This is a genomic window from Acidianus manzaensis (assembly GCF_002116695.1).
GTDB classification, from domain to species: domain Archaea; phylum Thermoproteota; class Thermoprotei_A; order Sulfolobales; family Sulfolobaceae; genus Acidianus; species Acidianus manzaensis.
Genome location: NZ_CP020477.1, coordinates 2,346,235 through 2,359,379, shown reverse-complemented (window position 1 = coordinate 2,359,379; position 13,145 = coordinate 2,346,235). Strand labels below are relative to the sequence as shown.

The following is a 13,145-nucleotide window of genomic DNA, read 5'->3' as shown; positions in this document are numbered from 1 at the left end:
AAATGGAATACGATGATTTATTTAAAATAAAGCCTATATATGAGTACGATATTCTAAATTCAAATCTAGCTTATGTAGTAAGAGAAAATAAACCTATAGTTGTAATTAATGGAGAAAAAATCAATTTAAATGGTTATGCAGATTCAGTAAAATGGATAAATAAAAATAAAGCATTGATAACTTTGGATCCAACAGGTGAAGAAAAAAGAAAAATATTATTATGGGAAAGTGGTAAAATAAACTCTATATTAGATGATTCTTTCGATAATAATTCTCCTTATCCTATAAATTCTGGATTCTTATTTCTTTCAAATAGAGAGGACGATACTATTCATTTATATTATATGAAAAATTACGAAGAAATAATAAAGATAAGCAAAGGAAAGCTACCGGTATCAAATTTTTGTTCTTCAGGAAAATATGTAGTGTATAGTCAAGGAATATATGATAATGATATATTCATTTCCGATTTATACGGAAATATAATTGATAAAATCTCTTTTCCAAACTCTGAACAATACCCTTCAAGCTCTCAATGCTTTATTAATGATGAAGAATTTATGTTTTTATCTAACCATAAAAATTATCTAAGTCTATATAAATATAACATAAGAACTAAACAGATTTCTACACTGATAGAAGAAAACCATGAAATATACGAAGCTATTCCTTACAATGGAATAACTTATATTAGAGACAATAATGGAGAATATGAAATTTTAAACAATAACAACATCATCTTAGCAGAAGGCTATAATTCTGAGCTAAAAAGCGATAATGGATACCTATATTTTTTAGGTTCCAGTTACAATCATTCCTTTGATATCTTTAGATTTAAAGAAAAAGTAGAAAAATTAACCAATTCTATGGAGAATATAGATAACAGAGGTTTCGTAAAACCTAAAAAAGTGAAATATGATAGTAATGGTATAGAAATTCATGCGTTACTATATGAGAAATCAGAGAATGATTCAAAAGGAGTTGTATATATTCATGGTGGTCCAGATTGGGAATGTATAGATTATTTTAATCCTGAGATACAATTATTTGTACAAAATGGATTTAAAGTTATTTGCCCAAATTTTAGAGGATCTACAGGCTACGGTAGAAAATTCAATCATTTGAATGATAAAGATTTAGGCGGTGGAGATTTAATAGATGTAATAAATTCAGTTAAGTTATTAGGTAATGTAAAGGTTGCCGTAACTGGAGGAAGCTATGGGGGATATCTGACTATGATGGCTATAACGAAATATCCAGATTTATGGTGTTCAGCAGTAGCAGTAGTTCCTTTTGTTAATTGGTTTACTGAAAAGAAGTTTGAAAGAGAAGTATTAAGGCAATACGATGAGATTAAAATGGGTGATGATGAAAATTTATTAAGAGATAGGTCTCCCATATTCTTTATAGATAGAATAAAGTCTCCATTAATGATATTGGCTGGAGAAAACGATCCTAGATGCCCAGTAGAAGAAACATTACAAATTGTAAAAGAATTAGAAAAATTAGGTAAGCAAGTCAAATATAAGGTTTATAAGGATGAAGGACATGGATTTCAACAGATAGAAAATTATGTAGATTCGATTAAAGAAACTGTAGAATTTATAAAGGAACATTGTAAATAGCTTTTGCTAACTTTATTTTTATTAATGTTCATTTTCTTCTCATTTTAACTTTTATTTATAAGTGATAATTATTCATTAAAACATATGAAAACAGATTATCTTTATCAAAGAGCTAAGGAATTTCTTCTAGCTTCAGAATTTAATTATGATAAAGAATTTTATGATCTTTCAGCAATCGCAGTAGAAGAAGCGCTTTATATGGTATTAAATGCGAAGCTATTAGATTTAGGTGTTAATATCCCTTGGTATTTAGATTTTGAAGGATTGTTTCGAATATTATCAAAATATTCCACGATCAAAGTCAATGATAAGGAAATAATAAAAATGTTAAATGAAATAAGGATAAAACTAGGATATTCTATACCATTAGAATTAGATAAAGAAAAAATTAGAAAGCTAATAGATTTCGCTGACAATTTTATGAAACAAATTGAGTAATCTTGGCTTTAATATTAAGTTGTTTAAATTCTAAGTTTAGATTTCTTAGTAAATTTAAAGCGTTTTCAGTTATACTAGGAGCTACTAGCAAACCTCTACATTTACCAAATTGCTTATGCCCATAAATTACATATCTATGTAACTGAGATACTGCTTGTAAAGAAGCTCTCCTTCTCTTAAACTCCATAATTACCTTTATTCCATTAGAGTCTTCCCCTAATAAGTCAACTATTCCATAAGGTGTTCTATATTCTCTTTGAATAATTTTTAATCCATTTTCAATCAAGTTAGGGTTTTTGATTACTGCGTTGACAAAATCTATTTCATCTCCTTCTAGTTTAAACTCTCCATCTTTAACCAAGGCTGAAGTGATATAGTAAATGTTATGTAAACGAATTCTTAACTCTTCTTTTGGTTTTCTTCTTATTCCTAGTATAGTAAAAGGTTCTTTAATTATAAGTATTTTAGTTCCGGGAGGTTGCCAATTTAATGGTTCTCTCTTTACATTTTCATGAACTATAAGACTACCGTCAAGCTTAATGATTATTAATCTAGGAGCGAGCGTAGCAATAGATGATGCTCTACCTTCATATATTATATCACAATCTGCAAATACTGTAATTAATCTATTATAAATAGAATTACTGAGAAATTGATAAGCTTGAGAAAAATCCGGCTCTTGCAGTATAGAAAACATCATATAAAAAGTAATACCGAGCCGAAAGTTTTAAACTTATGTATATGGTGGTATTACCTCATCTTTTGTTGGATCTTTACTATAATCTATGTATATGTTCTTAACTTTAACATATTCTTCTATACCGTACTTAGAGTTTTCTCCTGCTTGACCAGATAATCTAAACCCAGTATGATACCCTTGCGAAGCTTCTGGACCAGGCATATTAATGTATAATTCACCAAACTTAATTTCTCTAGAAGCCTTCATCGCTAATGATAAATCTTTTGTAAATAAATATGATGCTAATCCATAATCTGAATCATTAGCTAATTCTATTACTTCGTTGAAATCATCCGAAACTTTCATTGCGCCAATTACTGGACCAAATATTTCTTCTCTAAATATTTCCATATTTTGTTTCACATCGGTAATTATTGTAGGCATATAGAAGAATCCTTTAGAAAGCCTATCTGACAATTCAGGTTTTCCTCCACCATATATTACTTTTGCTCCTTGAGAAATTGCGTTCTCAACGAATCCAGATACTTTGTTTACTGCTTGATTATTTATTAATGGACCCATATCAGAATTTCTTGGATCTCCTATTTTCAATGTTTTAGTTTTTTCTAAGAATAAGTTCAAGAATTTGTCGTAAACATCTTCATGTATATATAATCTTTCTGCAGCTATGCAGGATTGTCCTGCATTCCAATACTTTGCCCACATTAAAACTTTAGCTGCTAGTTCTAGGTCTGCATCTTTCCATACTATAAAAGGAGCTTTTCCACCTAATTCTAAGATTAGTTTAGCCATAATTGAAGATGATGATTTCATTACTTGTTGTCCAGTTTTTGATTCTCCAGTTAATGTTATTACTGAAACTTTTTTATGTGATGTTAAATAATCTCCTACAACACTTCCTTTACCTGTGATTAAATTTATTGTTCCTGGTGGAAATCCAGCTTGCCTAGCTTTTTCTACTATCCATCCTGCAGTAAATGGAGTATCTGAACTGGGCTTTACTACTACTGTATTTCCAGTTATTAAAGCAGGACCTATTTTTCTAGCAACCATTGCTGCTGGAAAATTCCATGGAGTTATAGCTAAGACTACGCCATAGGGAACCTTATACTGATAAATTATTCTTTCACTCTTAGTTCCTTCAACAACATCTCCATTTATTTTTCTTGCAAATTCAGCATAAAACTGCAACTGATCTAAAACTCCATCGACTTCTTGAACTGCTTCTCTTTTTGGCTTACCTACCTCATCCATTAATAGTTCTTCTAACGATTCTCTATCTTGTCTAATCAAATCTATTAATTTATATAAGTATTTACTTCTTTCAACTGACGTTAATTTTTCCCATTTCTTCTGAGCATCGTATGCTGCATCTATAATTCTATCTGCGTCATCTCTAGATGCAGCAGCGAACTTACCGTAAATTTCTCCAGTACTAGGATTATATTTTGTTAGATACTCTTCAGAAGAAGGCTTTACCCATTCTCCGTTTATGAATAATTCTTGAATCTTCTCCATAAGTATATATTTTATGGAAATTTACTAATAAAGCTTAATGATTTATAAATAGTTTTATAAAAACTTAGAGGATTAAGAGAAGTGTTTGAATTATATTACAAAAATTATGAATTAAAATAGTATCTTATTATTTACTCTTTCTTGCTATTAGAATAACTAAAATGGATATTAGAATTCCTGCAACTATTACATAGCCTATATAAAATGAAAATTTAGTAATGGGAGAAACTGAGCTTTCAGATGATATTTTAGTTGATATTTTACTTGAAGTATTTGGCATACTAGATGTATTCTCTTTGTAAGTAGAAGTTACGTTGGAATGCGAAACTGCTGTCGGCTTTACAGTTATTTCTATCGTTTTACTAGTTGTAGAATTACCGAATATATTTTCTGCTATTACAGAAACTTTGTAAGTACCATTTGAAGTTATACTATAAGAAACAGTATTAAATGGTAAATTACTTGTTGATATTATGCTTTTATTTATAATCACATATACATCACTTATACCATAATACGAATAATTCTCTATGGAATATGAAATGTCTAATAGAGTATATCCATTAAATTGAATAGTAGATACAGTTACGTTAGGTTCAGGAGGCTTCGAAAAATCTACGTTTTTAGTAACTGGATTACCAGATACCGTTAAATCTTCCTGGCCTAAATTAAAATTAATATTCTTTTCTAATGTAGTATTTTCAAATATAATTTGATTACTATAAATACCTATAAATATTGGAAGATTTAGTATAATTTTTCCTTGTGACAAATCTTCCTCTTTAATACTTGGATTAATTAGCTCTGTATAATTATACCATAATCCATTTTTCTTTACTTGTATTAATGTAAACATATAATTACTTCCAGATAATTGATTTAAATTGTATGCATATTCAATACCAATTATATTAGGATAATCCATATAAGCAGAAATCACTACTGCATTAATCTTCCAACTATGTAAGATTTTTCCATTAACATAATATAATGATACTTCAGAAAATGTTAAGTTACTTACTTGAATATCAAGAATTGTAATGAAATAATCGGTAGAATTGCTTATGCTTAAAGCTGAAGTGATAGGACCAATTTTATTAATTAATTTCCCATCAAAATTAAATATATAAATATAATCAGTGAAAGTATTACTTGATAAGCCATCTATAGAATTAATTTCACGCAAAAGTTCATTGGAACTTATATTTTGTATTGCAATACAATTTTCTCCAAAAGCAACTATAGATCCTGAAGATATATCGAGAGATTTATTTGAAATATTAATATTCTCTATAAATTGAAAATCACGAAAAACTAAAATATTAAGAGACGAAAATCCACTTTGTTTGAATAATGCCAAAATATAACTTCCATTTGTCATAACTGAATAAAAATATCCTGAAGCTAATTGTGTAGGTAAAGTCCATGAAGTACCATTAAATAACGAATAATATAGACCAGATGAATTAGGAGATGAAGCAATAAAAACAAGTAAAACTTTCCCGTCATATATCGCAGTTGATATAGAAGATACATTCATCTTACTGAATAATTGATAATTTTTATTATCATATATATAATATAATTTAGACGAAATAATAGTTATACTAAGATTATTTGAACCAGTTATACTCTCAGTTCCATTAAGTCTAAGATTCATTTTTATGAAGAATTCTAAATAATGACCATCATATTGTAAACTATTGCTAATTAGTGGATAATTTAGCGAAACTTTTCCTGAAATATTTACAGAATTAGATAAACTATTAACTAGTGTTATAGGAGATATCAAAGTAGTAAAAAGTATAATAAATCCAAGTATAACTATACTTCTCATACATGCAGTTATTAATATGTTAATTAAAACCTTTATCCTATCATTTATTGTTTGAAATAAGTAAATTAATAAATTTCGTCATTTTATCTATTAAAAAATAATTATTTTTGTTTCTATATCTAATACTTAAAAAACTCTAATATTATAAATTATTAAATATAAATCAATTTTATTGTCTACTCAATAATATTTCATTACAATTATAGAATATCATTCTATAATATAGGAGACACATAACATATCTTCTCGTTGTAGTTACTTCGTTAAAGTCCTTATGGTTGTCGTACATATTTATATAATAAAGAAGTTAAATTCTTTAAATATTTATTATTTCTGTAAAATACATAAATAATGGGTATACACATATAATAAAATAAGTATAAAACATATAATATCATCTTTTCAAAAAGGTTTTTATTAATTTAAGCAACATTATTTTATGTCATCCATTTTTGACAGTATAAATGCTTGGCAATATAAACCGTTTAGAAGAATGGGCGTTACTATAGATGAAGAAATATATTTTGCTAAACTTATTGATAACTTATTGGAAAATGATAAAGATAAAATAATACTAGAAATTGGTTGTGGAAATTGCCTAATTAGCAGATATCTAAAGGAAAAAGGATTAAATGTCTTCTCTATAGAGAATTGGAACGAAGAAATGAGTATCAATGAAATAAAAAAATATAAAGGAATGTGTAAATTAAATTTAATCCAAAATTTATTTCCATTACCTTTTAGAGAGTCTTCTTTTGATGTTATTTATTCCGTATTATATTTTTATAATGTACCAAAAAGTAAAAGAAAGGATTATATTAAGGATATCCAAAGAACATTAAGAAATAATGGAAAATTCATCTTGATGGATGTAGAAGCTATGAGAGGAATGAGGAAAGATTTCATTTCCGAAGGATTTAAAGAAGACTATTTTACAACTAATCAAGGAGTTTTTATATCAATACTCAAAAAGTAGACTTTTTATTATCTCCTCGTTTTTGTGAAACATGCAAATAGGAATAGCAGCTCATAGCGGAGAATATACAGAAAAAATGAGAAAAAATGCAAAAGAGTTAGTTTCCGGAATAAAAGAAAAATGTAAAAATCCAGTACTAATCTTAGGAGGATATTGGGGTTTAATGAAAGAAGTTGTAGATCAAGCAGTATCCTTAGATATCCCAGTAGTATTAGTTTTGCCTATCGAAAATGAGAGCTCTAATATTCCTGAAAAAGTAATAAAAATTAATTCTGGAATGGAATATAGAGCTAGATCAGTTCCTTTGGTAAGATCTAGTGATATCTTAATAGCATTAGGTGGAGAGGCAGGTACTCATATAGAAATACTTATGGCATATGCTATGGGAAAACCAGTTTACATTCTTATTGATACAGGATATAGTACAGATAAATTAAAAGAAGCATACCCTGAGTATTTAGATAATAGAAAAGCCACTAAAGTTACTTATGTTAAAACTGTTGACGAGCTTTTGAACAAATTATGCTGTGGAGAAAGAAAAGAAGAAGGAAGAATTATTGACGTAGGTTAGTCTGAGTGATTAATATATATTAATTTACATGTTATTCTATTATGATATTATCTGTTGATGGAGGAGCTACTAAAACAGTTGCAATAGTTTATAAAGATGAAATACTAGGCATCGGAATTTCTTCATCAGGTAATTATACTGAAGTAGGGGAAGTAGAAGCTAAAAATAACATATTGGATGCAATAAATGAAGCATTAACAAATGCCTCTGTATCAATGAAAGAAATAGATAGAGCAATTTTTTCCCTAGCAGGAATAGGCGACTCTAAAAAATTTACTGAAATAGGAGAGAATATAGCTAAGAGTATATTCAAAAATGCAGTAGTTATAAATGACGGAGTAGGAGCATTAAGAGCTACTAATATGCTTAATGATGGTGGAGTTTTCGCTCCAGGTACAGGAAGTGTAGGGTATATACAAAAAAATGGAATTATTCAAAGAATTGGAGGATGGGGATGGTTTTTTGGAGATGAAGGATCAGCATCTTGGATAAGCAGAACTGCAATAACTTATGCGATAAGAAGTATAGATAAAATAGAAGAAGAAAGCAAGCTACCAGAAGAAATTGAAAAATTTTTTGGAGGAGAATTTAGAGAGGTAGTAATGAAATTATCAAAAGAGCAGAATAAAAGATTAATTGCTAGCTTTGCAGTGAAGGTTGACGAACTTTCAAAGAATGATTCCTTATCTCTGAAGGTAATTAATTTAGCATCTCAGTATATTTTATCTATGGTGAGAAGACTAAAAAGAGAATTTAACAATGATAAAACCAAAGTAGCATTGTTAGGTGGAGTTATGAGATCTTCTAAAATAAGTCAAGATTTACAAAATGAAGTGAATAGAATATTCTATGGATATCATGCAGCAATAGGAGGTATAATAACTTTAGAAAAAATTAATGATGAAGACATAAGAGATAATCTAGTTAAGCAATTTAACAATAAACTCTATAAAGAACCAGATGAAAGATTAAAGAAATTCCTATTTATAGAAAATAAAGAGGAGATATTACATGGATTATAAAACAGCTTATGAGCTAGCTATAGAAAATCCAGATAAATATTGGGGGTCATTCTCTTCTAGACTAGAATGGTTTAGAAATTGGGACAAAGCATTAGGCAATGGATGGTTTATCAACGGAGAAACTAACATTGCATTAAATTCTTTAAACCATTCAGGAAAAGCCTTAATTTGGTACGGCGAAAACGGAAAAAGTAAAGAAATAACTTATGCAGAATTAAATAATTTATCGAGCAGAATCGCAGGAAAACTGAAAAGTTTAGGGGTTAATAGGGGTGATAGAGTAGCAATTTATATGCCAAATATGGTGGAGACAATTGCCTCAGTTTTAGCTTGCGCAAGATTAGGAGTAGTATATACTTTAATATTTGCAGGATTAGGAGAAGAAGCAATTAAAAGCAGACTAGATGACTTTAAACCCAAAATTTTGATAAAAGCTTCACACACTTATAGGAGAGGAAAAAGCATACCACTGTATTTTAAGGGAGACATAGAATTTAATAGAGATGAAGAGTTTGATTTTGAAGAAAAAGATAATAGTTATGAAAAAATAGAAAGTAATGAAGCACTAAAGGTAATGTACACTTCCGGAACAACAGGAAAGCCAAAAGGAATCATATTACCTCATGGAGCTTGGATGGTAGGAGATTACACAGTTTTTGATATAATGTTCTCTTTAAAGCCAAAAGATATAGTATTTACTACAGCTGACATTGGCTGGATTACGTTTTCAAGAATAATGTACGCTACACTTTTACATGGTGGAACTCTAGTTTTTATGGAAGGTGCTCCAGATTTTCCAAAAGATAGAATACCTAAAATAATAGAAGAAACAAATCCAAAATTATTCTTTACATCACCTACATTACTTAGATTATTAAGAAAACTTGAAGTAAAAATACCTAAAGTAGAATACTCTGCTACAGCAGGAGAAATAATGGATGAAGAAACATGGAATTATACTAGTTATGCAGAGAAATTTACAGACGTCTATGGACAAACTGAACTAGGATACGTTGTAGGTATACCTTTTGCTTTAGGAGTAGAACCGAGAAAAGGATATGCTGGCGTACCATTCCCTGGAGCTGTTCTAGATACTTTAGACGAACAAGGAAAACACACTGACAACGTAGGATATCTAGTGGCAAAAACTAAATTTCCAACTCAATTTATAGGAGTTTTAAATAATGAAAAGAAATATAGAGATTATTTTAAATTTGGTTATCATGATACTGGAGATTTAGCAATAATAGTTAATGGATACGTCAAAATAGTTGGTAGAGCTGATGATATGATAAAAATTGCAGGACACAGAATAACTAGCGGAGAAGTTGAAAGTGTAATATCTGAAATACCTGGAGTAATTGAAGTAGCTGCAGTTGGCATCCCAGATGAAATAAAAGGCGAAAAGTTAATAGTTTTCATAGTAGGAAATACAAATGAAAATATAGTCAAAGAGAAAGTAAGAGAAGAACTAGGTGCAATATACGTTATAGATAAAGTATACATTGTTACCAGATTACCTAAATCAAGAAGTGGAAAAATAGTTAGGAGAGCATTAAGAGATTTATTATTAGGTAAGTCATTTGACTCTACATTACTTGAGGACCCAGAAGTGCTAAGAGAAATTAAAGATATAATATATAATAAAAAATAAATTTATGAAAAGATAAAAAATTTATTATCTAGCTATCTGATAGCTTGAATAGGTAGAACATCTATTATACCATTAACTCCTACTAGTATGATAGAATTATAAGTAACGAGTATATTTCCAGGTCCCGGGGAGACTGGAGTTTGAATTTCTTTTATTAATGAACCGTTTAACGATAAAACAAATAAGGTACCAGTTCTATTTTGTATCAGTACTTTACCATAAGCTATGTCTACATTACTTGTAGTAAAACCAGTATTGAAAGTCCATAAAACTTTGCCGGAAGTTAAATTTACAGCATATAAAATACCTACTGGAGAATCATGGAACACAATTCCTTTATATATTACTGGCGGAGGAGATTCTAAATTTGGAGGCATGCTAGTATAACCTTCATTTATTAACCATAATACATCTCCGTTTTTAGAGTTCATTGCAACCAAATATTCATCTATACTATTATTAAATGTAAATCTTATAGTAAATGATGTAACCACTATCCCATTAGAATAGGAAGGAGAAGAATCGTCAAGTCCTCCTAAACAATATCCTGAAAAATCATTAGTGAAATTATCTTCCCATATAACTTTTCCGTTGTTAGCGTTTATAGCCCAGAAAACATAAGGATTTGCAGAACCAAAATACACTATGTTACCCACTAGTAACATGGATGACATACTAACATAGCTTCCTAAATATGTGTTCCAAACTAATTTTCCACTAGTTATATTTAGTGCAAAAACTTCATCATTTCCATTAGCTTCTATTACCATACCTTTATAGTAAGCTGGAGTAGGCATATCTTCTCCTAAAGTTTGGTACGTCCAGAGTACTTTACCATTGCTAACATTTAACGCAATTATGGCATTGTATCCTGTTCCTCTAATAGAGGAATTTTGAAACATATTATTGCCTAATCCTATAATTAGTATTCCATTAACTATTATTGGCTGCGTCATTATTTGATTTTGAAATTCTTCATACCATACTATTTTGCCAGAGCTATCATTTATAGCATAAACACAACCTAAATTGTACATTAGTGAATTATTAATCATAGGACCAGAAGTTGTTATAATCATTAAATTACCATATATGGAAGGAGGTTCTATAATTGCTCCCGTTACATTTAATAAAAAATAGCCAGTAGTTACTGGAAGGAAATAAACGTGAGATGGAGAATTCTCAAATACTTCTATATTCTCATTATATAGTTTTGAATTTTCTGGAATACTCTGTATTACGGTTACTTTTGGAGAAATATTTACTGGAGCAGAATTAGGAATTAGAGAGCTAGAATAAGTGGATGTATGCCTTAAAATATTTAAACCAGAGATAGGAAGCTTATGATTTTCATATAGCGTAAAACTTGATACACCAACTAATACACTTATTATAATCGCGAGCCCTATTATTTGGTTCTTATTCATTATAGTTTGGTTAACTAACTAGTTTATATACTTTACCGAAATATTTAAATTAAATTAGCAATTTTTTAGTCTAACAAAAGTAGAAATGGCATAATATATTATCAAATAATTATTTTAGAAATATATAATAATATCATAAGAGTTTCACTCTATAGAAAAATATTTATTAGAAAAATAATTAGCTTGAAATCTTTATTATTTCTTCAAAGGAATAATTCACTCCTTTATATGAATAGAAGAAAGTAACTTCGTAAATACCTGGAGTTACCAGTTTATCTATGTACAGCGTATATTGACTTGTACCAGAATAAACGTAAACAGCGATTGCTGATGGTAAGATTTCAGGTTCATAATATACAGTGTAATTTGTTCCATTTAAGTTAATTTCGTTTAAAGATATATGCCCACCTAAAGGTGTAGTTGCCGTTATTGTAACATTAATATAACCTATTGTGGAATTATATTCTCCTTCTACAGCAGTATTTTCAACTTGAAATTCTGGCTTAGCTTTTACCGTAGTTAAAGTTAATTTCATAGAATAGTTACCTATAGAGGTAACTATTATTGCATTATATTCTCCAGGTAGTAATGTAAAGTTATTTGGATTTATTTGAACTTCACTAGTATAATTTCTAGGAAATACGTATAATGAAATATTGTATGTTCCAGATTTGTCTATATAATATGTTGGTTCAAATTTACTTCCTGATGGATGATAGAATATGTAATATTCCGAGTCATTTAAGAATATAGAATAGAAATATATTCTTCCCAAAGGTATATTGGCGTTAACTTTTGCGTATATTTCATAATATCCACTAACGTTAAATAATTGAGCAGAAATTATGTTTAATGACGGTTTAGGAGCTATTCCAAAGCTAATTGTTATAGTACTAGATCCTTGCTGAGAAACAAATTCTGCTTTATATATTCCATTAGATAAATGTGCAGGTGAATAAGTAGAGTTTAATGTTGATAAGTAAATTGTATAAGAGTCCGTTCCATTATAATACCATACAACTTGTCCATCTGAACTTTGCTTATAAAACGCATAGTAAGTAGTCTTATTTACAATTACTTCATAAAGATTATCATGAACTTTAGAAGGTATTCCAGATGCTTGAATTGTTGCTTTAATTACAGAATCTCCATTTAAGTTATATAGTGTTGCATTGACTACTTTGAATTTTGAAACACCAGCAGAAACTGGTTTTTCTAATGATGGGCCAATAAAAACCATAGCTAACAATAAAATTACTACTATACCAAAACCTATTATCCCATATATTTTTGTATTCTCCATATTTACTGCTATATTATCTTATTTTTAAATATTATCTATATATCTACTAAAAATTTAGTAGACTATATTACACT

Annotated in this window: 11 protein-coding genes; 6 read left to right on the top strand and 5 right to left on the bottom strand. The window is 28.9% G+C overall.

The genetic code is table 11. The features are described from left to right. The first annotated feature begins 2 nt into the window (after positions 1-2). Together B6F84_RS12300 and B6F84_RS12295 are read left to right on the top strand one after the other, a co-directional pair. The gene (locus B6F84_RS12300) at positions 3-1,625 is read left to right on the top strand and encodes an alpha/beta hydrolase family protein (RefSeq protein ID WP_148692507.1); all 1,623 of its coding nucleotides are present in this window, start codon (positions 3-5) and stop codon (positions 1,623-1,625) included. A gap of 84 nt (positions 1,626-1,709) precedes the next feature. Next, positions 1,710-2,063 (top strand): HEPN domain-containing protein, encoded by a 354-nt coding sequence (locus B6F84_RS12295; RefSeq protein WP_148692506.1) that lies wholly within the window; start codon positions 1,710-1,712, stop codon positions 2,061-2,063. Here the strand turns inward: B6F84_RS12295 and nucS are convergent. The 3 genes from nucS to B6F84_RS12280 form a co-directional block, all read right to left on the bottom strand. Further along, on the bottom strand, positions 2,044-2,760 hold the full coding sequence (gene nucS / locus B6F84_RS12290) for an endonuclease NucS (RefSeq protein ID WP_148692929.1): 717 nt from the start codon (positions 2,758-2,760) through the stop codon (positions 2,044-2,046). The genes B6F84_RS12295 and nucS overlap by 20 nt on opposite strands. A gap of 36 nt (positions 2,761-2,796) precedes the next feature. After that, complete coding sequence (locus tag B6F84_RS12285; protein WP_148692505.1) at positions 2,797-4,281, bottom strand: D-glyceraldehyde dehydrogenase; 1,485 nt, start codon at positions 4,279-4,281, stop codon at positions 2,797-2,799. Between the two features lie 127 nt (positions 4,282-4,408). Next, on the bottom strand, positions 4,409-6,118 hold the full coding sequence (locus B6F84_RS12280) for a hypothetical protein (protein WP_148692504.1): 1,710 nt from the start codon (positions 6,116-6,118) through the stop codon (positions 4,409-4,411). Between the two features lie 439 nt (positions 6,119-6,557). Between B6F84_RS12280 and B6F84_RS12275 the strand changes: the two genes are divergently transcribed. The 4 genes from B6F84_RS12275 to B6F84_RS12260 are packed head-to-tail and all read left to right on the top strand — an operon-like array spanning position 6,558 to position 10,341. Then, complete coding sequence (locus B6F84_RS12275; RefSeq protein ID WP_148692503.1) at positions 6,558-7,094, top strand: class I SAM-dependent methyltransferase; 537 nt, start codon at positions 6,558-6,560, stop codon at positions 7,092-7,094. Positions 7,095-7,125: 31 nt separating this feature from the next. Further along, positions 7,126-7,665 carry an SLOG cluster 4 domain-containing protein gene (locus B6F84_RS12270; protein WP_148692502.1) on the top strand — a complete coding sequence of 180 codons (540 nt, stop codon included), beginning with the start codon at positions 7,126-7,128 and terminating at the stop codon, positions 7,663-7,665. A 41-nt stretch (positions 7,666-7,706) separates the two neighbouring features. Continuing rightward, a complete protein-coding gene (locus tag B6F84_RS12265; protein ID WP_148692501.1) occupies positions 7,707-8,687 on the top strand; it encodes a BadF/BadG/BcrA/BcrD ATPase family protein in 981 nt (326 codons plus the stop codon). After that, on the top strand, positions 8,677-10,341 hold the full coding sequence (locus B6F84_RS12260) for an AMP-binding protein (RefSeq protein WP_148692500.1): 1,665 nt from the start codon (positions 8,677-8,679) through the stop codon (positions 10,339-10,341). The genes B6F84_RS12265 and B6F84_RS12260 overlap by 11 nt, the downstream gene beginning before the upstream one ends. Before the next feature lie 32 nt (positions 10,342-10,373). Here the strand turns inward: B6F84_RS12260 and B6F84_RS12255 are convergent, their stop codons facing one another. Together B6F84_RS12255 and B6F84_RS12250 are read right to left on the bottom strand one after the other, a co-directional pair. Then, entirely contained in the window at positions 10,374-11,768 is a 1,395-nt protein-coding gene (locus tag B6F84_RS12255; protein ID WP_148692499.1) for a PQQ-binding-like beta-propeller repeat protein, read from the bottom strand. Between the two features lie 178 nt (positions 11,769-11,946). Then, a complete protein-coding gene (locus tag B6F84_RS12250) occupies positions 11,947-13,071 on the bottom strand; it encodes a hypothetical protein (protein ID WP_148692498.1) in 1,125 nt (374 codons plus the stop codon). Between the last annotated feature and the right edge of the window lie 74 nt (positions 13,072-13,145).

Coding starts and splice junctions, on each gene's coding strand:
- B6F84_RS12300 (WP_148692507.1), top strand. CDS start 3: ATGGAATACGATGATTTATTTAAAATAAAGCCTATATATGAGTACGAT.
- B6F84_RS12295 (WP_148692506.1), top strand. CDS start 1,710: ATGAAAACAGATTATCTTTATCAAAGAGCTAAGGAATTTCTTCTAGCT.
- B6F84_RS12275 (WP_148692503.1), top strand. CDS start 6,558: ATGTCATCCATTTTTGACAGTATAAATGCTTGGCAATATAAACCGTTT.
- B6F84_RS12285 (WP_148692505.1), bottom strand. CDS start 4,281: ATGGAGAAGATTCAAGAATTATTCATAAACGGAGAATGGGTAAAGCCT.
- nucS (WP_148692929.1), bottom strand. CDS start 2,760: ATGTTTTCTATACTGCAAGAGCCGGATTTTTCTCAAGCTTATCAATTT.
- B6F84_RS12270 (WP_148692502.1), top strand. CDS start 7,126: ATGCAAATAGGAATAGCAGCTCATAGCGGAGAATATACAGAAAAAATG.
- B6F84_RS12265 (WP_148692501.1), top strand. CDS start 7,707: ATGATATTATCTGTTGATGGAGGAGCTACTAAAACAGTTGCAATAGTT.
- B6F84_RS12255 (WP_148692499.1), bottom strand. CDS start 11,768: ATGAATAAGAACCAAATAATAGGGCTCGCGATTATAATAAGTGTATTA.
- B6F84_RS12260 (WP_148692500.1), top strand. CDS start 8,677: ATGGATTATAAAACAGCTTATGAGCTAGCTATAGAAAATCCAGATAAA.
- B6F84_RS12250 (WP_148692498.1), bottom strand. CDS start 13,071: ATGGAGAATACAAAAATATATGGGATAATAGGTTTTGGTATAGTAGTA.
- B6F84_RS12280 (WP_148692504.1), bottom strand. CDS start 6,118: ATGAGAAGTATAGTTATACTTGGATTTATTATACTTTTTACTACTTTG.